Raw genomic sequence first — 20,179 nt, 5'->3', positions numbered from 1 at the left:
TCCCAGTCCCATGCCATAGCGGCCGGGTGGACGCCAAGCGATCTTCTGTACCCGCCAAGCTGCTGCACTGGTACGACGCCAACGCCCGCATCCTGCCGTGGCGCGCCCGTCCGTGCGAGGCGGCGGACCCCTATCGCGTCTGGCTGTCGGAGGTGATGCTCCAGCAGACCACCGTCGCCGCGGTCACGCCCCGGTTCCGCGAGTGGACCGCGCGCTGGCCGACGATCGACGCGCTCGCCGCCGCGACCGACGCGGAGATCATGGCCGCCTGGGCGGGGCTCGGCTATTATGCCCGGGCGCGCAATCTGGTGAAGGCGGCGCGCGCCGTCGCGCACGATCATGGCGGCCGCTTTCCGGCGACCGAAGCGGGCCTGCGCGCGCTGCCGGGACTCGGCGCCTATACTGCCGCCGCCGTGGCGGCGATCGCGTTCGGCGAGCGGGCGGTGGTGGTCGACGCCAATGTCGAGCGGGTGGTCGCACGCCTCTTCGCGATCGACACGCCGCTCCCTGCCGCCCGGCCTGCGATCCGGGCCGCCGCCGACACGATCACGCCGGACGTGCGGGCGGGTGATTTCGCGCAGGCGATGATGGACCTCGGCGCGACGATCTGCACCCCGCGCCGCCCGCGCTGCCTCCTCTGCCCGCTGCGCGAAGACTGCCGCGCCTTCGCCGCAGGCGATCCCGAGCGCCTGCCGGTCAAGGCGGCGAAGAAGGCGCGGCCGCAGCGGCACGGCACGATCTTCTGGCTGGAACGGCCCGTCGACATTCCGTCCCCGACATCGCCCGGCGTGTCGGCGCGCGCGCGCCAGTCCAGCCATCACCCCGGACTTGTTCCGGGGTCCACGGTTCCCCAGACTCGCCAGCCTGAGCCTATGCGGGTCGGTGGATGCCGGGACGAGCCCGGCATGACGGCTCTTGTGTCGCGAGAGGATCAGGCGCGCGAGATCTGGCTCGTCCGCCGGCCGCCGCGCGGGCTGCTCGGCGGGATGCGCGCGCTGCCGACCGGGCCGTGGGTCGAGGCCGCGCCCGCGCTCGACGACGCCCCCGCCGACACCGAGTGGCGCGTCCTGCCCGAGACCGTCGCGCACGGCTTCACCCATTTCGACCTCACGCTCGCGCTTGCGGTCGGGCGCGGGGTGCCGCACGGAGAGGGGGAGTGGTGGCCGCTCGCCGATCTCGAGGCGGCGGGTCTGCCGACCCTGTTCGCCAAGGCCGCCCGGGCCGTCATGGAGAGTGACCGATGAAGACGCTCGTCGCCGCCCCGCTGATCCTGTCGCTCCTCGCCGCGCCGCTGGCCGCGCAGCAGGCCGCGGCCCCGCCGCCGCCCGCCGCCGCACCGTCGGTCGCCGCCTTCCTGCCGAACACGCAGGCGCTGTTCGACGCCTATGTCCGCGACGACAAGATGCCGGGCATTGTCGGCGCCTTCGGCGTGGGCGACCATCCCACGCTGTTTCCCGCCGCAGGCCGGATCGCCGACGACGCCAACGCTCCGCGCGCCGATGCCGACACGCTGTGGCGCGTCTATTCGATGACCAAGCCGGTCACCGCCATGGCGGCGATGATCCTGGTCGAAGACGGCAAGCTGCGGCTCGACCAGCCGATCAGCGACTTCTTTCCCGGTTTCGCGAAGATGCGCGTGCTGACCCGTCCGGATGCCAGCCTCGACTCGGTGCCGGCGAAAACGCCGATCACCGTCCGCCACCTTCTCACCCATACCGCGGGCCTCGGCTATTCGATCATCACCAAGGGGCCGCTGCTCAAGGAATATGAGCGGCTGGGCATCGTCCCATTCGCGTCGAACGCGACCGTCGAGGCGCAGGTGCGGCCGACCCGCCCCAGGACGCTGCAGGAGTTCGCCGCGCGTGTCGCCACCCTGCCGCTGATCGCCGAGCCGGGGACGAAATGGAGCTATTCGATCGGCCTCGACGTGCTCGCCGCAGTGGTCGAGAAGGCGAGCGGCATGCCGTTCGAGCGGTTCGTCCAGGCCCGGCTGTTCACGCCGCTCGGGATGACCTCCAGCTACTGGACGGTGCCCGCCTCCGCCGCGCCGCGCCTCGCCACCAACTACGTCTTCACCGGCGATGTCCGCTCGCCGATCGATCCCGGTGCGACCTCCGCCTGGCTGTCGCCGCCCAGCTTCCCCTATGGCGGCGCGGGGCTGGTCATGTCGGCTCGCGACTATGACCGGTTCCTCCATATGCTGCTCGACGGGGGCACGCTGGAGGGCGCGCGGGTGATGAAGCCCGAAACGGTGCGGCTCGCCATGTCGAACCTGCTGCCGGCCGACGTCACCTTTGGCGGGGTCGATGGCGGGACCGGCGGCACCAATGCGGCGGTGCCGATGGGCTTCGGCGCGGGCGGCTCGGTCTATCTCGCCGACGGCCCCGGCGGCTTTCCGGGCAAGGGCACCTATGGATGGGGTGGCGCGGCGGGCACGGTCGCCTGGGTCGATCCCGTCCACAAGGTGCGGGGCACGATCATGGTCAACTACTTCCCTTCCGATCGCTACCCGCTGCGGCAGGCGGTCGTCGCCGCGCTGATGAAGGACTCGATGCGTCTTCACGGCACGCCGACCGGCCCGCGATGATCCTCGGCTTCACCGGCAATCCGCTCGACCGCGCCGACCGGCTGCGCCACGATCCGGATGCGCTGGCCGCGCTGCTGCCGGAGGCGCGGCTGCTTCGCCTCGACGCGCTGATGCCGCGGACCGACGGCGCGGGCGGGCTGGCCTGGACCGGCATGGCCGACTTCCCGGCGGAGGCGCAGCCGATCCTGCTCGGCCTGATCGACGGCCGCGCGCATGTCGCCGCGCTGCCGACCGCGCCCGCCACCGGCACCGCGCCCGCGATGCGCAGTCCGGAGCTGATGGCGCTCCTCGCCGCGCTCCGGCCGGGCGAGGCGGCGATCTACGCCGCCGCGCGCAGCCTGATCGACTGGCACGCGCGGCATCGCTTCTGCGCCAATTGCGGCACCCCCACCGATCCGTTCCGCGCAGGCTGGGGGCGGCAATGCTCCGCCTGCGGCGCCGATCATTTCCCGCGCGTCGACCCCGTCGTCATCATGCTCGCCGAGCATGACGGCCGCGCGCTGCTCGGTCGCGGCCGCAACTGGCCCGCGGGCCGCTATTCGGCGCTGGCCGGCTTCGTCGAGCCCGCCGAGTCGATCGAGGAGGCGGTCGCGCGGGAGGTGCTGGAAGAGACCGGCGTTCCCGTTGCCGAGGTCCGCTACGTCGCCAGCCAGCCCTGGCCTTTCCCGTCGCAGCTGATGATCGCCTGCACCGCCACCGCGCTCGACCCGGCGCTGTCGATCGACCGTGCCGAGCTGGAGGATGCGATCTGGGTCACCCGCGAGGAGGTGCGCGCCGCGCTCGCCGGTGAACCCGGCCGCTTCGTGGCGCCGCCGCCCTATGCGATCGCGCATACGCTGCTGGCGCGCTGGGCTGGCTGAACCCCCGCCCGACTTTCGCGTTAAAGCTCGCGATTGCAGGGAGTTACAATCATGGGTGAAGGCACGGACAGTCCGATCCTCGCAGTTCTGCTGATCTGCGTGGCCGGCTCGGTCGTACTGGCGGCGATCGGGATCTGGCTGCATCGCACCCGCCGCCTCACCTCGCGCCGTGCCGCCCTGGTCTGGGCGATCCTGACCCTCGTCCCGCTCTTCGGCGCCGGCTTCGCGATGATGACCCGCCACACGGTCGACATGGCCACGGGCGAGACCCGCGCCGGCGTGAACGAACCCCCGCCGACGCGCTAGCGGCGAGGACGTGCTAGCCCCGCCTGCGCGCCTGGCGATAGGTGCCGAGCAGCCGCACCCATTTGGAGTGGAAGCCCAGCTCCTCCACCGCCCGGTCGAAACCGGGCTCGCCCGGCTTGCCCTCGACATCGGCGTAGAATTCGGTCGCGGCGAAGCTGCCGCCGCGCTGGTAGCTCTCCAGCTTGGTCATGTTGACGCCGTTGGTCGCGAAGCCGCCCATCGCCTTGTAGAGGGCGGCGGGCACGTTCTTCACCTCGAAGATCAGCGTCGTCATCCACGGCCCGTCGCCCGCCGGCGGCCGGCCGCCGCGGGCCAGGGTGACGAAGCGGGTCGTGTTGTGGTCGGCATCGGCGATGTCGGTGGCCAGCAGGTCCAGCCCGTAGAGCTCGGCAGCACCCGGCGGGGCGAGCGCCGCGACCGCCGGATCGCCGAGCTCCGCCACCATCGCCGCCGCGCCCGCGGTGTCGGGATAGGCGACCGGCTCGATCCCGTGCGCGCGCAACCAGTGGCGGCACTGGCCCAGCGCCTGGGGATGGCTCATCGCCTGGCGGATACCAGCCATCGGCCCGGCCGCCATCAGCGCGTGGCGGATCGGCAGGAAATGCTCCGCCGTGATGACCAGCCCCGATTCGGGCAGGAGGAAGTGCATGTCGGCGACCCGGCCGTGGAGCGAGTTCTCGATCGGGATCATCGCGCAGTCGGCGCGGCCGTCCTTCACCGCGTCGAGCGCGTCGGCGAAGTCGAAACAGGGCAGGGGCAGCCCGTCCGGGAACGCCTCGCGCACCGCGACATGGCTGTTGGCGCCCGGCGCCCCCTGAAAGGCGACGGTCCGTTCGGGCGCGGCGGCGGCCGCTTCAGCCATGGCGGAGACGAGCGCGCGGGCGGGGGCGGCGAAATTCTGCATGGGGCCGGGTCTGTGGACGCTGGCCGGCCCCGGGGTCAAGCACCGCGGCCACGGCCGCTTGCGGTCGGGCGCGGCCGACCCTAAGGGGTTGGGAACGACATTCTGGGGCGGATTATGGATCTGAAGACCAACACGATCGCCGGCTGGGCTCTGGGGGCGGGGATCGTCGCGCTGGGGACCGCCATCGTCGGCGGCATGATCTTCGACGGGCACCGGCCCGAGAAGATGGGCTATGCGATCGAGGGCGTCGAGGAAGCCGGCGCCGGCGGCGGCGCGGCCGAGGTGCCGATCGCCACGCTGCTCGCCACCGCCGATCCGGCCAAGGGCGCCGAGGTCTTCAAGAAGTGCGCCGCCTGCCACACGATCAACCAGGGCGGCGCCAACGGCATCGGCCCCAATCTCTACGCCACGCTGGGCGAGGCGATCGCGCAGGGCAAGGCCGGCTTCGCCTTCTCCGACGCGCTGAAGGCGGTCGGCGGCACCTGGACCTTCGACGCGATGAACGCCTGGCTGACCAGCCCGCGCAAGTTCGCCAACGGCACCAAGATGACCTTTGCCGGCCTGTCCAACCCGCAGGATCGTGCCAATGTCATCGCCTATCTGAACAGCCAGGGCTCCAACCTGCCGCTGCCGGCCGCCCCGGCCGCGGGCGAGGCACCGGCCGCCGACGCGGGCGGCAATGTCGCCGCCGCGGCCAATGCGGTGGCCGAGGATACCAAGGCCGAGACGGGCGACATCGCCAACACCGGCACCCCGGCAAGCGGCGCGCCTTCGGTCGATCCGGCGGCCGCCCGCAAGGGTGCCCGCAGCGAGTGAGGTGAGGCCGGTCCGGCTTCGTCTTTAACCGGTTGTAAGCGGGCCCGCCCTTAGGGTCCCTGCCGGGGACGGGCAGGGAAGCGGCAGATGGGTGAAGACAACCGACTGGCGACGCTCAGAAGCTATGGGGTGATGGACACCCCGCCCGAGGCCGGATTCGATGCCATCGCGTTCGACGCCGCCCGGGAGCTGCGCTGTCGCCATGCGGTCGTGTCGTTCATCAACGAGGACCGGCAATGGTATAAGGCGCGGTTCGGTGTCGACGGCGTGGGCGTCGCGCGCGCCGACAGTTTCTGCACCCATACCATCGAGTCCGACGAAGTGATGGTCGTGCCCGATGCGCGGCTGCACCGGCTTTTCGCGCGCAACGCCTTCGTTCTCGGTCCGCCCTTCGTCCGCTTCTACGCCGCCGCGCCGATCCGTGCGCTCAACCGCGAGCGGCTCGGCACCGTCTGCGTCTTCGATCCGCAGCCACGCGCGGAGGTGACCACCCGCGAGCAGCGCATGCTCTCCGCCCTCGCCGCCCGCGCGGTCGAACTGCTCGAACGCCATCGCTGGAGCGGCGCGGCGCGGCAGGCGCGGTGAGGCGGTAAGGGGCGAACCCCGTCCTGTCCGTCATTCCCGCGAAAGCGGGAATCCCGACTCGCGGGAGCCGTCCGCATTGCCCACGAACGTCAGGGAATATGGATTCTCGTCTTTGCGGGGATGACGGAAAAGGCGGGAAGGTCACTCTTGCACAAGCGCCTCGCCACTCAGCCCCAAGCCCCCATCACCCCTGTTTCGCCTGCTCGTCGTAGAAGGCGCGCACCACGTCCCAGGCCTCTTCCGCCGTCTCGACATAGGTGAAGATCTTGAGGTCGCGCTGCGACACCACGCCTTCCTCGACCAGCGCGTCGAAGTTCACGACCCGCTCCCAGAATTCGCGGCCGAACAGCAGCACCGGGATCGGCGCGATCTTGCCGGTCTGGATCAGCGTCAGCAGTTCGAACAGCTCGTCGAACGTGCCGAAGCCGCCCGGAAAGGCCGCCAGTGCGCGCGCATGGAGCAGGAAGTGCATCTTGCGCAGCGCGAAATAGTGGAACTGCAGGCTGAGCGCCGGCGTGACATAGGGATTGGGCGCCTGTTCGTGCGGCAGCACGATGTTGAGGCCAACCGACTCCGCGCCGACATCGGCCGCGCCGCGATTGGCCGCCTCCATGATCGACGGGCCGCCGCCCGAGCAGACGACGAAGTGCCGCCGCCCCGCCTCGTCGCGCGGGATGCGGCTGACGATCTGCGCCAGCTCGCGGGCGACGTCGTAATACCGGCTCTTCGCCACCAGCCGCTCCGCGATCGCGCGCGAGGCGTCGTCGCTCGCCATCTCCAGCAGCGCGTGCGCCTTGGCCGGCTCCGGGATGCGCGCCGAGCCGTAGAAGACGAAGGTGGAGGCGATCTTCGCCTCGTCGAGCAGCAGTTGCGGCTTCAGCAATTCGAGCTGGAAGCGGACCGGCCGCAGATCCTCGCGCAGCAGGAAGTCCATGTCCTGGAACGCCAGCTTGTAGGCCGGGCTCTCGGTCTGGGGGGTGGAGACGACGGTCTTGGCGCTTTCGGCGTCCTGGCTGGCACGGGGGAAAACGCGGGCGGGAACTCGGGTATCAGTCATCCGAGGGAGTTAGAGCAAGATTTCGTGACACGCTAGGGTCAGCGATGCCTCCGTCCGCACAGCCGTCATCGGCAGAAATGCGCGTTGTCGTCCTCGAGGTGCAGGTGATTGCGGTGCGCGGCGTTATAGTCGGGCGACAGCACCGTGCCGTAGCGCTTGCAGGCGGAGGCATGGATGGTCCGCAGGAAGCGGTGCACGGCGGGATCGGGGCTGTTCCAGTCGGCGAGAATCGTGATCCGCCGCCCGTCCTTCAGCACGAAGCCGCCGATGTCGACCGCATTGGCCAGCGCATGGCCCGACCGGCGGTCGCCCATGCCGCGCGTGCCGACGATGTTGCGGCAGGCATAGGTGCCCATCCCCTCCACCCGCGCGAGCGGCGATCCGAGGATCTGCCAGGCCGCCGGCGCCACGGCATTGCGCACCCAGGTGGCGAAGGCACGGGCATTGCCGCAGCGCATCGCCGTCACCCCGGTCACCGGCACCCCGATATCGGTCAGCTGCACCGCGCCATAGAGGCCGCAGCCCTGCCCGAAATCCTGCGCCGGCAGCGCGCGATAGTCGACGCCCTCGCGCCGCAGGTCCGCCTGGCACTGCGCCGTCTCCGCCACCGGCGGCCTCAGCGGCTCGCGGGTGATCAGCGGCGGCGCCGGCGAGGGCGACCGGCCGCAGGCGGCGAGCAGCAGGAGGAGCGACAGCATTCCCCTGCATCGGCCCTCGCGCGATCTGGTTTCACGAGCGGTAATCATTGATCAGGATTGCTCTGCTATGTAGCCGCCAATTCGACGGATTTGGGGGCGAATTCAGTTGGTGAACAGCAGATACATGACGATGGACGCCGTGCGCGGCGTCGCGGCCTTGAGCGTCTTCACCCTTCATGCCTTTCCGTTCCTGGCGCCGATCCATCTGCCGCATGCCTATCTGGCGGTGGACCTGTTCTTCATGCTCAGCGGCTTCGTCATCGATCATGCCTATGGCAACCGCCTGGCCACTGACATGAGCGTCGGGCGGTTCGTCGTCGCTCGCTATATCCGCCTCTATCCCCTCTATATCTTCGGCTTTGGCATCGGTGCGTTGGCCGCCGGGATAAGTCTGGTCGCCGGCGCCGGCAATCTGGATGCGACGGGCTATGCCAAAGCGGTGATCGCCGGCACGCTGCTGTTGCCGTCGCCCACCTGGGCCGATGATGCGATGCTTGTCCCCTTCAACTATCCGGCATGGTCGCTGATGTTCGAGATCGCGATCAACATCGTCTATGCGGCGACATGGCGGTACTGGCGCGTGCCCGTCCTGATCCCGGTGGCGATCGCCGGCGCACTGGCGCTGATCGTCGTCGGCCACGCCTATGGTACAACGGGTTACGGTGCCTATTGGACCTATGGCTGGATCGGCGGGGTGCGCGTCGTCTTCGCGTTCGTCATGGGTATCCTCATCCGGCGCCTCTGGACGGGACAGGCGCGGCACAGCCGCTGGGCGTGGCTGGCACCGATCGCGACGCTCCCCTTGCTCTACGGGGTCGACGGCGTCGCCGGCGAGCTGGTCACCATCATCCTGCTCTTCCCGCTGGTGATCTGGCTTTCGGCCGCGATCGAGCCGCGCGGCGGCCGCGCCTTCGAGGTGCTGGGCATCGTCTCCTACCCGCTCTACGTCATCCATATTCCGATCCTGCAGCTGGTCGAACGGGCCTCGACCGTCCTGCATGTGCAGCCCAAGGACTATGCGCCCTGGCCGGGGCTGGCGATCGGCGCCGGTGTCGTGCTGCTCGCCCTCGCGCTCGACCGCTGGTACGACCGGCCGGTGCGCAGATGGCTGACGGCGCGGCTGGGCCAGCGGCCGGCGCGGATTGACAGGGGCCTCTGACCCGCTAAGGCCGTCGGCGGGCCACGCCGTCCCAACGCGGCGCGCGCTCTCTGTAAGGAGAGATACATTGACGGATACCGCCACCGCACCCGACGTTCGGGGTGCGACCAAGCCGGGCACCAAGCCGGCTCGCCCCTTCTTCAGCTCCGGTCCCTGCGCCAAGCCTCCCGGCTGGGATGCGTCGAAGCTGGCGAGCCAGTCGCTGGGCCGTTCGCACCGCTCCAAGCTCGGCAAGCAGCGTCTACAATATTGCATCGACCTGATGCGCGAGCTGCTCGGTCTGCCCGATACCCACCGCATCGGCATCGTCCCCGGCTCCGACACCGGCGCGTTCGAGATGGCGATGTGGACGATGCTGGGCGCCCGCCCCGTCACCGCGCTCGCCTGGGAGAGCTTCGGCGAGGGCTGGGTGACCGACGCGGTCAAGCAGCTGAAGATCGATCCCACCGTGATCCGCGCCGATTACGGCCAGCTGCCCGATCTCGGCGCCATCGACTGGTCGAACGACGTGCTGTTCACCTGGAACGGCACGACCAGCGGCGTCCGCGTGCCGAACGCGGACTTCATTCCGGCGGATCGCGAGGGCCTGTCCTTCGCCGACGCCACGTCGGGCGTGTTCGCCTATGACATCGACTGGGCGAAGATCGACGTCGCGACCTTCAGCTGGCAGAAGGTGCTGGGCGGCGAGGGCGCGCATGGCGTGCTGATCCTCGGCCCCCGCGCGGTCGAGCGGCTGGAAAGCTACACCCCCGCCTGGCCGCTGCCCAAGGTGTTCCGCCTCGTGTCGAAGGGCAAGCTCGCCGAGGGCGTGTTCAAGGGCGAGACGATCAACACGCCTTCGATGCTCGCGGTCGAGGATGCGATTTTCAGCCTCGAATGGGCCAAGGGCCTGGGCGAGCGCGGCCTGATCGCGCGCTCCGATGCGAATGCCGCGGCGCTCGACCGGATCGTCGAGGCGCGCGACTGGCTCGGCCATCTCGCCGCCGATCCGGCCACCCGGTCGAAGACCAGCGTCTGCCTGACGGTCGAGGGCGCCGACGAGGCGTTCATCAAGACGATGGCCGGCCTGCTCGAGAAGGAAGGCGCGGCCTTCGACGTCGCCGGCTATCGCGACGCTCCGCCGGGGCTGCGCATCTGGTGCGGCGCGACCGTCGATACCACCGATATCGAGGCGCTCGGGCCGTGGCTCGACTGGGCCTACGCGACCGCCAAGGCGGCCTGACCTTCGATTCTGTCACCCCAGCGAAGGCTGGGGTCTTTTTCCGTAATCGGTGCCCTCGCGGCACAAGACCCCAGCCTGCGCTGGGGTGACGAGGTGTAAAATGCCCAAAGTTCTCATCAGCGACAAAATGGACCCCAAGGCCGCCCAGATCTTCCGCGAGCGCGGGGTCGAGGTGGACGAGATCACCGGCAAGACGCCGGACGAGCTGAAGGCGATCATCGGCCAGTATGACGGCCTCGCCATCCGCAGCGCGACCAAGGTCACCAGGGAGATTCTGGAGCACGCGACCAATCTGAAGGTCGTCGGCCGCGCCGGGATCGGCGTCGACAATGTCGACATCCCCGCCGCGAGCGCCAAGGGCGTGGTGGTGATGAACACCCCCTTCGGCAACTCGATCACCACCGCCGAACACGCCATCGCGCTGATGTTCGCGCTCGCCCGCCAGCTGCCGGAGGCCGACGCCTCGACCCAGGCGGGCAAGTGGGAGAAGAACCGTTTCATGGGCGTCGAGCTGACCAGCAAGACGCTCGGCCTGATCGGTGCGGGCAATATCGGCTCCATCGTCGCCGACCGGGCGCGCGGGCTGAAGATGAAGGTCGTCGCCTTCGATCCCTTCCTGACGCCCGAGCGCGCGCTGGAGATCGGGGTGGAGAAGGTGACGCTGGACGAGCTGCTCGCCCGCGCCGACTTCATCACGCTCCACACGCCGCTGACCGACCAGACGCGCAACATCCTGTCCGCCGAGAACCTCGCCAAGACCAAGAAGGGCGTGCGGATCATCAACTGCGCGCGCGGCGGGCTGATCGACGAGGCGGCGCTGAAGGAAGGGCTCGATTCGGGCCACATCGCCGGCGCCGCGCTCGACGTGTTCGTCACCGAACCGGCCAAGGACAGCCCGCTGTTCAACACGCCCAATTTCATCTCCACCCCGCATCTGGGCGCGTCGACCACCGAGGCGCAGGTCAATGTCGCGATCCAGGTCGCCGAGCAGATGGCCGATTTCCTCGTCTCGGGCGGCGTCACCAACGCGCTCAACATGCCCAGCCTGTCGGCCGAGGAAGCGCCCAAGCTGAAGCCGTACATGGCGCTGGCCGAGAGGCTCGGCAGCCTGATCGGCCAGCTGTCGACCGGCGCGATCGACCGCATCTCGGTCCATACCGAAGGCGCGGCGGCGGAGCTGAACCAGAAGCCGATCACCAGCGCGGTGCTCGCCGGCTTCCTGCGGACCCAGACGGCCACGGTGAACATGGTCAACGCGCCGCTCCTCGCCCGCGATCGCGGCATCGAGGTGCGCGAGATCCGCTCGGAGCGCGAGGGCGACTATCACACCCTCGTCCGTGCCGCGGTGCGGACCAGCGACGGCGAGCGCTCGGTGGTCGGCACGCTGTTCGGCGACCAGAGCCCGCGCCTCGTCGAGCTGTTCGGGGTGAAGGTGGAGGCCGATATCGCCGGCCAGATGCTCTATGTCGTCAACGAGGACGCGCCGGGCTTCATCGGCCGGCTCGGCACGCTGCTCGGCGAGGCGGGGGTCAATATCGGCACCTTCCATCTCGGCCGCCGTCAGGCGGGCGGCGAAGCGGTGCTGCTCCTGTCGGTCGACGAGCCTGTCACTGCGGAGCTGCTCGCCCGCGTGAAGGCGCTGCCGGGCGTGAAGACCGCCATGGGCCTGTCCTTCTGACACTCCGATCCTCCCCCGCCCGGGGGAGGATCAAGCGTTTGGTCTCGGCACCGCCCATCCGCCCGGACGGACGATGACGTGAAGTCGGCCCGTCCAAGCGAGCAAGGCGAAGCGATCCAGTGGCCTGCGCGTGGTCCCGGATCGCTTCGCCACCCCCGCGGCGAGGGATGGTTCAACTTCACCCCGTCTTGCCCTAGGCCAGCGGCTCACAGTGTCGCAGGAGCCTTCGCATGACCCACCCCGCCGGACCCGCCATGGCGCTGGCCGGGGTGCGCGTGCTCGACCTGTCGCGGGTGCTCGCGGGTCCCTGGGCGACCCAGGCGCTCGCCGATCTGGGCGCGGACGTGCTCAAGGTCGAGCAGCCGGGCCGCGGCGACGACACAAGGGCCTGGGGACCGCCCTTCCTCGCCGATGCCGACGGCGTCGAGGAGCGCGGCGAGAGCGCCTATTACCTCGCCTGCAACCGCAACAAGCGGTCGGTGGCGATCGACCTCGCCGATCCCGCCGGTGCCGCGCTGGTCCGCGACCTCGCCGGCAAGGCCGATATACTGGTCGAGAACTTCAAGGTCGGCGGCCTGGCCCGCTACGGGCTCGATCATGCCAGCCTGCGCGCGGCCAATCCGCGGCTCGTCTATTGCTCGATCACCGGTTTCGGCCAAACCGGCCCCTATGCCGACCGGCCCGGCTACGACTTCGTCGCCCAGGCCATGGGGGGCTTCATGAGCATCACCGGCGAGGCGGGCGGCGGGCCGCTGCGCGCGGGCGTGGCGATGGCGGACCTGTCGACCGGGATGTACGCGGCGACCAGCATCCTCGCCGCGCTCCGCCATGCCGAGCGGACGGGGGAGGGCCAGCATATCGACCTGTCGCTGCTCGACACGCAGGTGGCGATGCTCGCCAACCAGGCGATGAACTGGCTGGTCGGGGGGATCGATCCGGGGCGGCTCGGCAACCGGCACCCCACGGTCGTTCCCTACCGCACCTTCACCGTGGCCGGCGGCGCGACGATCGTCATCGCGGTCGGCAATGACGGCCAGTTCCGTTCTCTCTGCCGCGAGCTGGGACGCCCCGAACTCGCCGACGATCCCCGCTTCGCCACCGCGCGGCTGCGCCTCCTCAACCGCGACGCGATCGAGGCGATCGTCCAGCAGGCGGTCGGGGACGAGGACGGCGCGGCCCTGATCGCGCGGCTCTCCGCCTGCGGCGTCCCCGCCGGGCCGGTCAATTCGATCGCGCAGGTCTTCGCCGATCCGGTGATCGCCGCGCGCGAGACCGTCCACCGCTTCGTCCGCGAGGACGGGGTCGCCATCCCCTCCGTCGCCTTCCCGGCCAAGCTCTCGGCTACGCCGGCCACCTGCCGCACCCCGCCGCCGCGCCTCGGCGAGCGTGGCCGCGCCGCGCTCCACGACTGGCTCGGGCTCGACGCGGCGCGGATCGACGCGCTCGCCGCGGCGGGAACGATCACGGCATGAGCCGCGCTTGCACGCCGCTCGCTGGCGGCGCAGGAGCATAGCCGATGCAGTTCGACATGGCCGAAACGGCGCCAGCCACCCGCTACAGGATCGTCAGCTCGACGATCACGCCGCGCCCGATCGCCTGGATCACCAGCCTGTCGCCCGCCGGCGTGGTCAATGCCGCGCCCTACAGCTTCTTCAACGCGGTGGGCGCGGAGCCGCCGCTGATCGCGCTCGGGCTGATGAAGGTGCCGGGCACCCGCGCGCTCAAGAACACGGCCGCCAATATCCTCGCCACGGGCGAGTTCGTCGTGAACCTCGTCAGCGAGGACGATGCGGCGGCGATGAACGCGACCAGCGTCGATGCGCCCGCGGAGGTGAGCGAGGTCGACTATGCGGATCTGGCGACGCTGCCCTCGCTCAAGGTCGCGCCGCCGCGCATCGCGACCAGCCCGGTGAGCTTCGAGTGCCGCAAGCATACGGCGCTCGACATCGGTACCGCGCAGACCGTGGTGCTCGCCGAGATCCTGGTCGCGCATATCGCCGACCGTTTCGTCACCGATGCCGAGCGGGTGCATCTCGACACGCCCGCGATGCGGCTGATCGGCCGCACCCATGGCGCCGGCTGGTACGCCCGCGGCACCGACCAGTTCCAGCTCGACCGTCCGGCCTATGACCCGGAATGGGCGGCGAAGCGCGGGGCGGAGGGCCGGTGATGCGGCTGCGCTCGCTGCTCTTCGTTCCTGCCGACCGGCCCGAGCGTTTCGCCAAGGCGGCGGCGAGCGGAGCGGACGCGATCATCCTCGACCTCGAGGACTCGGTCGCTCCTCCCGCCAAGGCGCAGGCGCGGGCGGCGGTGGCCGAACATCTGGCGGCGCCCGGAGCGGTCCCGCGGCTGGTGCGGATCAATCCGCTCGACGCCGGGATGCTGGCCGACGACATCGCCGCCGCGCGCGATGCGGACGCGGTCATGCTGCCCAAGGCGGAAGGAGCGGCCAGCGTCGCCGCCTTGCGTGCGGCCTGGGGCGCGGACTGCCCGCCCGTCCTGCCGATCGCGACCGAGACGCCGCGCGCGATCTTCGCGCTCGGCAGCTATGCGGAGGCGGAGGGTCTGCTCGGCCTGACCTGGGGCGCGGAGGACCTGCCGGCCGCGATCGGCGCGCAGACCGCGCGCGAGCCGGACGGCGGCTATACCGAGCCCTATCGCCTCGCGCGCGCGCTCACCCTGTTTGCGGCGCATGCTGCCGGGATCGCGGCGATCGAGACCGTCTATCCCGCCATCGCCGATATCGAAGGCCTCGCCCGCTATGCGGCGCGCGGCGCACGCGACGGCTTCACCGGCATGATGGCGATCCATCCCGCCCAGGTGGCTGCGATCAACGCCGCCTTCACCCCCGGCGCGGACGCAATCGCCGACGCCCGCCGCATCGTCGCCGCCTTCGCCGCGGCACCGGGCGCCGGCGCGCTCCAGCTCGACGGCCGCATGATCGACGCCCCGCACCTGAAGCAGGCCCGCGCGCTGCTGGCGCGGGCGGGGGAGTAGGCCGATCGCCGTACCGCCCGGCACGTCGATCGCGAGCGGCTTCTCACCGCATGCCCTGAGCGTCGTCGAAGGGCTTGCGACCCATTGGTGCTTCGACTCCGCCCGGCACGAACGGGTCGGATGTGTGCCGCCCGTTCCTAAAACCCGATCACCACGCTGACCGTGTCGGTATAGCTCCCCGCCGCCGGGGTGGTCTGGCCGGGATCGACCTTCGCCACATAGGTCTGCATCTGCGCCGGCGTCGTCGCGCCCGTGCCCGGTTGCGCGGCGGCGAGCGGATTGCTCTCGTCCCATATCGTCACGCCGTCGGGCCGATAGATGTTGTAGCGCAGCAGATTGGTCCCGCTCTTCATCTGCCGCCACGGCCGGGCGGTGGCGCTGTTCGCGCCGGCGGTGAAGGCGATGGTGTAGGCGGTGCCCTTGGTGCAGTCGACCGCCACCGCCTGGGTCACGCTGGCGAATTGCGATGCGAGCGGCGCGGTGCCGAAAGCGATGGCGGGCGCACTGATCCGGCAGTCGCGGCTCACCGTCAGCGTCACGGTGATCGTCGTCGTGCCCGATCCCGTCTCCTGCAGCACGCAGATCCCGCCCACGCCGAGCAGCCGGCACACGGCCCAGGACCAGTTCATCGTCACCGTGTCGGTATAGGTGCCTGCCGGCAGGTTCGGCAGCTCGCTCAGCGCCGCGTACATGGGCGGGACGATGTAGCCGGGGTTGAGGATGCCGAGCAGGCTGACGAATGCCGAGTCCATGTAGTTGATCGTGCCGCCCTGGGTGAAGGCGTAGCTGCCGGCGCTGTCCGCCGACAGGCGGTAGCCGATCGTGTCGCCGCTCGCGCTGCGCAGGCGAAAGGCGTTGGTGCTGGTTGCGGTCGCCTTCATGTAATCGGCCGAGAAGACCCCCAGGATCGAGCCGTTGCACGACAGCTGGGTCGGCAGCGCCTGCGATCCGCCGGTCGCCGTGCGCACGTCGTAGGAGGTGCGGCTGCCGAAGTCGTTGGTCACCGCCGAGGCGAGCGTGCAGGCGGCGCGGGCCGGCTGCGCCAGCAGGCAGAGCGCGAGGAGCAGAAGGGCGCGCAGCATCATCGGCATGGCACCGCCCCCAGATCGGCCATCGGCGCGCCCGCGGCCGCGATCGCCATCGTCGCGCGGCACGCGCCGCCATCGGCGGTGCGGGCGGACACGGTGACCCGCCCGGTCAGCGCCTCGATCAGCAGGATCCCGTCCCAGCCGATCGGCGCGCTGCGGCTGGCGCCGTCGCCGTCCAGCCGCGCGAGCGTGCCGGGCGGCAGCGGCACGCCCGCCCGGTCGACGATCCGCGCGGTCACGCTGCGGCGGACGGCGACCGGCAGGCGGACGATCCCGCCCGTGCCGGCGCGGATCGCCGCGCGCGTCTCCGTGCGATCGGCGACGGTGCCGAGCGGCAGGTCGATCGGATCGATCGCGAACCGGGCGGGCTGATAGGCGACGACGTTGGGCACGAACAGCCGACCGCCGCGATCCGTCTGTCCCATCGCCTGGTTCTCGTAATAGACCGGCACCCGCGCCATGCCTGTCTGCACCACCGCAAAGGCGCCGGGCAGCGCCCGTGCGGCGAAGACATGGCCGTCGAGCATGGCGACCGACCCGGTCACGCCCGCCCAGCCCGATCGGGCGCCGCCGTTGGTCGCGCCGCCGACCTCGACCTGCATCCGCTCGGTCCGCCACGAGGCGCTCGCCTGGCCCAGCACCTCGCCGCGCGTGTCGGCGGCCAGATCGGCGGCATAGCCGATCCCGCCGGCGGGCCGCGGCGTGCGCGCGACGCTGGCCTGCATCCGGCCGCTGCCGTCCGGCGCGCGGACCAGCCCCGCGCTGGCCACGCCGGTCCGGCCGAAGGGCAGGACGAGACGCAGCTGCGCACTCACCGCATGGCGCCCGAAATCATAGTCGACCGCCGCGAAGGCGGAGGCGGCACGCCCGATCGGCACCGAGGCGGAGGCGGAGGCGAGCCGCGCCCGCAGCCCGTCTCCGGCGCGGGTCGAGACATAGCCGATCCCGACGCTGCCGAAGCCGGATACAGGCAGGCTGGCGCTCACCCGATCGCTCCGGCGACTGCCGGCGAAGCGCGCCAGGTCGAAGCCGGCGATGTCGCGATAGCCGGCGCTCCGCTCGACATGCTCGGCGCCCAGCGACAGGCGGCGGCTGGTGAAGCTGTAGCCGAGCGTCAGCTGCCGCCCGGTCCGGCCGGCCGCGCGGCTCACCGAGAGCGCGCCGTTGAGCGCGCCCCACAATCCCGGGCTCCAGGCCGCGCCCACCCCGCCATTGGCCAGCCCGCGGGTGCCCTCGGCATGGCCCGACAGGGTCAGGTGCCGCGTCAGGCCGTGCCGCGCCGAGGCGGTGGCGACCGCCCGCGCATAGTCGAAGCTGCGCAGGCCGAAGCCGCGCCGCAGGAAGCCCGCCGCGGTGCTGAAGTCGGTCAGGCCCGGGCGCAGCAGCTCGGGCGCGACGTAGAAGGGGATGACGGTCGCGATCTGTCGCCCGACCGCGTCGGTGGTCACGATCCGCGCCTCGCCCGCGCCGTTCACCACCGGCACCGAGTCGAGCACGAAGCGGCCCGGCGCGACCTCCGCGCGGCTCTGGCGATAGCCGTCGATGAACAGGTCGACCCCGGTCGGCACCGCGGCCTCTCCGGCGAAGCTCGGCAGCGGCACGGTGATCAGATCGGGCCGCAACGCGAAGTTGCGCGACAGCTCGGCGCCGCCGATCCGCACGGCGCCGTTCCAGGGCAGCACGCGGGTGATCAGGTCGCCTGCGTTCAGCTCCAGCGCGCGGTCCTCGTCGACGCGGCGATAGCGGGTCTCGAGCCGGACATAGCCGCGCCGCGCCCTGGGGCCGCCGGCGGTCAGCACCCCGGTGTTCGACACCGTGCCGAACCGGCCGAAGACGCGCTGCTCGGTCGACAGCGCGATGCTGCGCACGCCGCGCGCCGCCTGCGCGAACAGGTCGTAGTTGAGGACGAAGCCGGTATCGATCGTCGGCGCCATCGCCTGGCCCGCCGGCGCGCTGATCCGGCGCAGCGGCAACAATGCGGGGTCGACGTCGAGCAGCAGCCGCTGCTCCGGCGCGTCATAGGTCGCGCGCAGGCCGGTCATGTGCGCCACGTCGATCGTGCCGGTCGCGGCAGGCGTCGCGATTCCGGCGCCGTGCAAGGCCGTCGCCTCCACCAGCAGCGCATCGCGGTCGATCACCAGTCCCGCCAGCGCTCCGTTCGCCTGGCCGTTGACGACGAGCTCGACGAACAGCTGCGCCGGTCCTGCCGCCACTGCGGCCGGCGGCGGCACGCCCTCCGCGGGGGCGGCGGCGACCGGCGTCGCCCAGCCGATCAGCGCGGCGAGAAGAAGGAAGAGGCGCATCGTCGGCCGGCAAGGGCGATCAGGCCTGGCCGCCCAGAACCGTATCGGTGCCGTTCACCCCGACCCGCACTACGCCCCCCTGATGATCGCCGAGCGGAATGACGATCGTCGCGCCGGCCAGCACATAGCCGACCAGGCCCGCGCGCAGCATCGTCTCGCGCCCGCCGGTGCCGATCAGGCGCAGGTCGGTCAGCCGGGCATGCGTCGTGCCGTCATTGTGGATCGTCAGCATGCGTCCTGCCGGGCCCGTCGTCACCTGCGCGCCGAGCGCAGGCGCGGCCGGGGCGGCGGCATAGGCGAAGAGCGGGATCGAATAGCGCATCTGCACCTGCAACCGGGCCTGCACCGCACCATCGACGGCAGGCGCAGGCGGCGGCGGCAACTCGTCGACGATCAGGCGGTAGGCGCTCTCCACCGGCGGGGCGGCGGGGCCGGCCGGTGCACGGCGGATCAGCCGCACGAGCTGGCGCGCGCCCGGCGCGACGGTGGCGATCGGCGGGCTGGCGACCAGGCGGTCCTGCGCGTCCAGCCGGTCCTCGCCCGCCGGCTGCGACCAGCCGAAGGTGCGCACCTGCAAGGTCACCGGCGCATCGCCCTTGTTCTCCAGCCATATGGCCGTCGCGGTCTCGCCCGGGCGCAGGACCGGATCGACCGGCCAGATGACGACCGCCGCCGCGTTCGCCATGGCAGGGGCGAACAGGCCGGCGAGGCTCAGGAACAGGGCGGTCAGGCGCTGCATGGCAAGGGCTTTCGGATGGAGTGGCACGGGTCTCACCAGCTCAGCGTGACGCGCACCGTGTCGGTGTAGCGGCCCGCCGCGGCCGGGGCGGCGAGGGTGGCGACGGCGCGGATCGGCACGAGCCGCGGGCCGGCGGTGAAGGACAGCGGCGTGCTGCCCGCAAAGGCAGTGGCAGCGCCGTCGACATAGAGCTGGTAGGGGATCGTCGCGGTCCCGCCCATCAGCCCCAGCCGGCGCTGGCTGCCCGCCGGATGGTCGCCGGTATCGATCGCCAGCGTCGCCGACAGGCCCGGCGTGCACTCGATCGACACGCCCGCGCCCGCGGTCGAGATCAGCGACCCCTGCGCGCTCGCCCCGGCGGTGCCGGCGACGCTGCCCAGGTCGATCGCTCCCCAGCTGCCCTGGCCGTTGGCGACGACGATGCAGCCGGCGACGATCTGGGCGGAGACCTGGAAGGACTTGGTCGTCTCCGCCCCAACCGGCGCGGCCACCCAATACGCGGTGGCCGCGACGGCCGGGGAGAACCACAGGATACGCATGGCGGAGCCCCCGAAGCCCGGCACCGTCACCAGGTCAGCGTGACCTGCACGGTGTCGGTATAGCTGCCCGCCGCGAGCACCGATCCGGCTCCGGTCGCGCGGGCATAGATGGGCACGCTGATCGGTGCGCTGGCCGCGGTGCCCAGCGACAGGCTGCTGCCGATGCCGAGTTCGCTGGTGCGCTGCGGATCGCTGAACAGGCGATAGTCGATGGTGGTGCCGTTATAGGCCAGCCGCCGCTTGCCCGCGGCATCGTTCGCGCCGGCGCCGAAGGTCAGCTGCGGCGTCACCCCCGGCGAGCACTGGACCTGCAACGTGCCGAGCGAACCGACCAGCTGGCCGTCGACGGTGCCGAAGACGCCCGGCTGGCTCGGAAAGGCGATGTCGCCCATCGAACCCGTATTGCTCTGCACCTGGGCGGCGCCGTTGATGACGCAGGCATTGGTGATGGTCAGCGACAGGCCGATCGTGCCCGCGGTGCTGCCCGCGGCGGCGGCCGGTGTCGCGCCGAGCACGGCCGCACCCAGCACCGTCGCCAGTGCCCCCAGAGCAACGAAGCCGACCCGTCCCCCCGGATGCGGCATGACGAAAGACAGAAACATGAAACCTCCCCGCTCGTGATGGGAACGGGTTCGGCCGGC

Annotated in this window: 20 protein-coding genes; 12 read left to right on the top strand and 8 right to left on the bottom strand. The window is 71.1% G+C overall.

Going from position 1 to position 20,179, the window contains the following annotated elements; genetic code table 11:
• Positions 1-26 precede the first annotated feature (26 nt).
• From IEX18_RS18600 to IEX18_RS08990, 4 genes are read left to right on the top strand one after another with little or no spacing between them, the layout of a single operon-like run.
• The gene (locus IEX18_RS18600; protein WP_229664466.1) at positions 27-1,244 is read left to right on the top strand and encodes an A/G-specific adenine glycosylase; all 1,218 of its coding nucleotides are present in this window, start codon (positions 27-29) and stop codon (positions 1,242-1,244) included.
• A complete protein-coding gene (locus IEX18_RS09000) occupies positions 1,241-2,587 on the top strand; it encodes a serine hydrolase domain-containing protein (RefSeq protein WP_188658374.1) in 1,347 nt (448 codons plus the stop codon). Before IEX18_RS18600 ends, IEX18_RS09000 begins: the two co-directional genes overlap by 4 nt.
• Entirely contained in the window at positions 2,584-3,447 is an 864-nt protein-coding gene (nudC, locus tag IEX18_RS08995) for an NAD(+) diphosphatase (RefSeq protein WP_188658373.1), read from the top strand. The genes IEX18_RS09000 and nudC overlap by 4 nt, the downstream gene beginning before the upstream one ends.
• Positions 3,448-3,498: 51 nt before the next feature.
• On the top strand, positions 3,499-3,753 hold the full coding sequence (locus tag IEX18_RS08990; protein ID WP_188658372.1) for a hypothetical protein: 255 nt from the start codon (positions 3,499-3,501) through the stop codon (positions 3,751-3,753).
• Between the two features lie 13 nt (positions 3,754-3,766).
• On the opposite strand, the gene IEX18_RS08985 is transcribed toward IEX18_RS08990, so the two are convergent.
• Positions 3,767-4,657 (bottom strand): prephenate dehydratase, encoded by an 891-nt coding sequence (locus IEX18_RS08985; RefSeq protein WP_188658371.1) that lies wholly within the window; start codon positions 4,655-4,657, stop codon positions 3,767-3,769.
• 114 nt (positions 4,658-4,771) lie between these two features.
• On the opposite strand from IEX18_RS08985, the gene IEX18_RS08980 reads away from it, so the two are divergent.
• Together IEX18_RS08980 and IEX18_RS08975 are read left to right on the top strand one after the other, a co-directional pair.
• Positions 4,772-5,473: a c-type cytochrome gene (locus tag IEX18_RS08980; RefSeq protein ID WP_188658370.1), complete on the top strand. Its 702-nt coding sequence runs from the start codon at positions 4,772-4,774 to the stop codon at positions 5,471-5,473.
• An 87-nt stretch (positions 5,474-5,560) separates the two neighbouring features.
• A complete protein-coding gene (locus IEX18_RS08975) occupies positions 5,561-6,058 on the top strand; it encodes a GAF domain-containing protein (RefSeq protein ID WP_188658369.1) in 498 nt (165 codons plus the stop codon).
• 184 nt (positions 6,059-6,242) lie between these two features.
• On the opposite strand, the gene IEX18_RS08970 is transcribed toward IEX18_RS08975, so the two are convergent.
• Together IEX18_RS08970 and IEX18_RS08965 are read right to left on the bottom strand one after the other, a co-directional pair.
• Positions 6,243-7,115, bottom strand: a complete 873-nt coding sequence (locus IEX18_RS08970; protein ID WP_188658368.1) for an LOG family protein — start codon at positions 7,113-7,115, stop codon at positions 6,243-6,245.
• Positions 7,116-7,180: 65 nt separating this feature from the next.
• Positions 7,181-7,813 (bottom strand): extensin family protein, encoded by a 633-nt coding sequence (locus tag IEX18_RS08965; RefSeq protein ID WP_188658367.1) that lies wholly within the window; start codon positions 7,811-7,813, stop codon positions 7,181-7,183.
• A gap of 124 nt (positions 7,814-7,937) precedes the next feature.
• On the opposite strand from IEX18_RS08965, the gene IEX18_RS08960 reads away from it, so the two are divergent.
• The 6 genes from IEX18_RS08960 (at position 7,938) to IEX18_RS08935 (ending at position 14,869) form a co-directional block, all read left to right on the top strand.
• Positions 7,938-8,972 (top strand): acyltransferase family protein, encoded by a 1,035-nt coding sequence (locus IEX18_RS08960; protein WP_188658366.1) that lies wholly within the window; start codon positions 7,938-7,940, stop codon positions 8,970-8,972.
• 67 nt (positions 8,973-9,039) lie between these two features.
• Complete coding sequence (locus IEX18_RS08955; protein ID WP_188658365.1) at positions 9,040-10,194, top strand: phosphoserine transaminase; 1,155 nt, start codon at positions 9,040-9,042, stop codon at positions 10,192-10,194.
• A 100-nt stretch (positions 10,195-10,294) separates the two neighbouring features.
• On the top strand, positions 10,295-11,872 hold the full coding sequence (gene serA, locus IEX18_RS08950; RefSeq protein WP_188658364.1) for a phosphoglycerate dehydrogenase: 1,578 nt from the start codon (positions 10,295-10,297) through the stop codon (positions 11,870-11,872).
• A 230-nt stretch (positions 11,873-12,102) separates the two neighbouring features.
• On the top strand, positions 12,103-13,344 hold the full coding sequence (locus IEX18_RS08945) for a CaiB/BaiF CoA transferase family protein (protein WP_188658363.1): 1,242 nt from the start codon (positions 12,103-12,105) through the stop codon (positions 13,342-13,344).
• A 44-nt stretch (positions 13,345-13,388) separates the two neighbouring features.
• The gene (locus IEX18_RS08940) at positions 13,389-14,042 is read left to right on the top strand and encodes a flavin reductase family protein (protein WP_188658362.1); all 654 of its coding nucleotides are present in this window, start codon (positions 13,389-13,391) and stop codon (positions 14,040-14,042) included.
• Complete coding sequence (locus IEX18_RS08935) at positions 14,042-14,869, top strand: HpcH/HpaI aldolase/citrate lyase family protein (protein ID WP_188658361.1); 828 nt, start codon at positions 14,042-14,044, stop codon at positions 14,867-14,869. Before IEX18_RS08940 ends, IEX18_RS08935 begins: the two co-directional genes overlap by 1 nt.
• A gap of 137 nt (positions 14,870-15,006) precedes the next feature.
• Here the strand turns inward: IEX18_RS08935 and IEX18_RS08930 are convergent, their stop codons facing one another.
• The 5 genes from IEX18_RS08930 to IEX18_RS08910 are packed head-to-tail and all read right to left on the bottom strand — an operon-like array spanning position 15,007 to position 20,140.
• Entirely contained in the window at positions 15,007-15,960 is a 954-nt protein-coding gene (locus tag IEX18_RS08930) for a Csu type fimbrial protein (protein ID WP_188658360.1), read from the bottom strand.
• Complete coding sequence (locus IEX18_RS08925) at positions 15,951-18,260, bottom strand: fimbria/pilus outer membrane usher protein (RefSeq protein WP_188658359.1); 2,310 nt, start codon at positions 18,258-18,260, stop codon at positions 15,951-15,953. The genes IEX18_RS08930 and IEX18_RS08925 overlap by 10 nt, the downstream gene beginning before the upstream one ends.
• A 19-nt stretch (positions 18,261-18,279) precedes the next feature.
• On the bottom strand, positions 18,280-18,999 hold the full coding sequence (locus tag IEX18_RS08920; RefSeq protein ID WP_188658358.1) for a fimbrial biogenesis chaperone: 720 nt from the start codon (positions 18,997-18,999) through the stop codon (positions 18,280-18,282).
• A gap of 32 nt (positions 19,000-19,031) precedes the next feature.
• Entirely contained in the window at positions 19,032-19,538 is a 507-nt protein-coding gene (locus IEX18_RS08915) for a Csu type fimbrial protein (RefSeq protein ID WP_188658357.1), read from the bottom strand.
• A gap of 26 nt (positions 19,539-19,564) precedes the next feature.
• Entirely contained in the window at positions 19,565-20,140 is a 576-nt protein-coding gene (locus IEX18_RS08910; RefSeq protein ID WP_188658356.1) for a Csu type fimbrial protein, read from the bottom strand.
• Positions 20,141-20,179 lie beyond the last annotated feature (39 nt).

It is taken from the genome of Sphingomonas metalli (assembly GCF_014641735.1).
Taxonomy (GTDB): domain Bacteria; phylum Pseudomonadota; class Alphaproteobacteria; order Sphingomonadales; family Sphingomonadaceae; genus Sphingomonas; species Sphingomonas metalli.
This window is presented reverse-complemented; position numbering and strand designations above follow the sequence as displayed.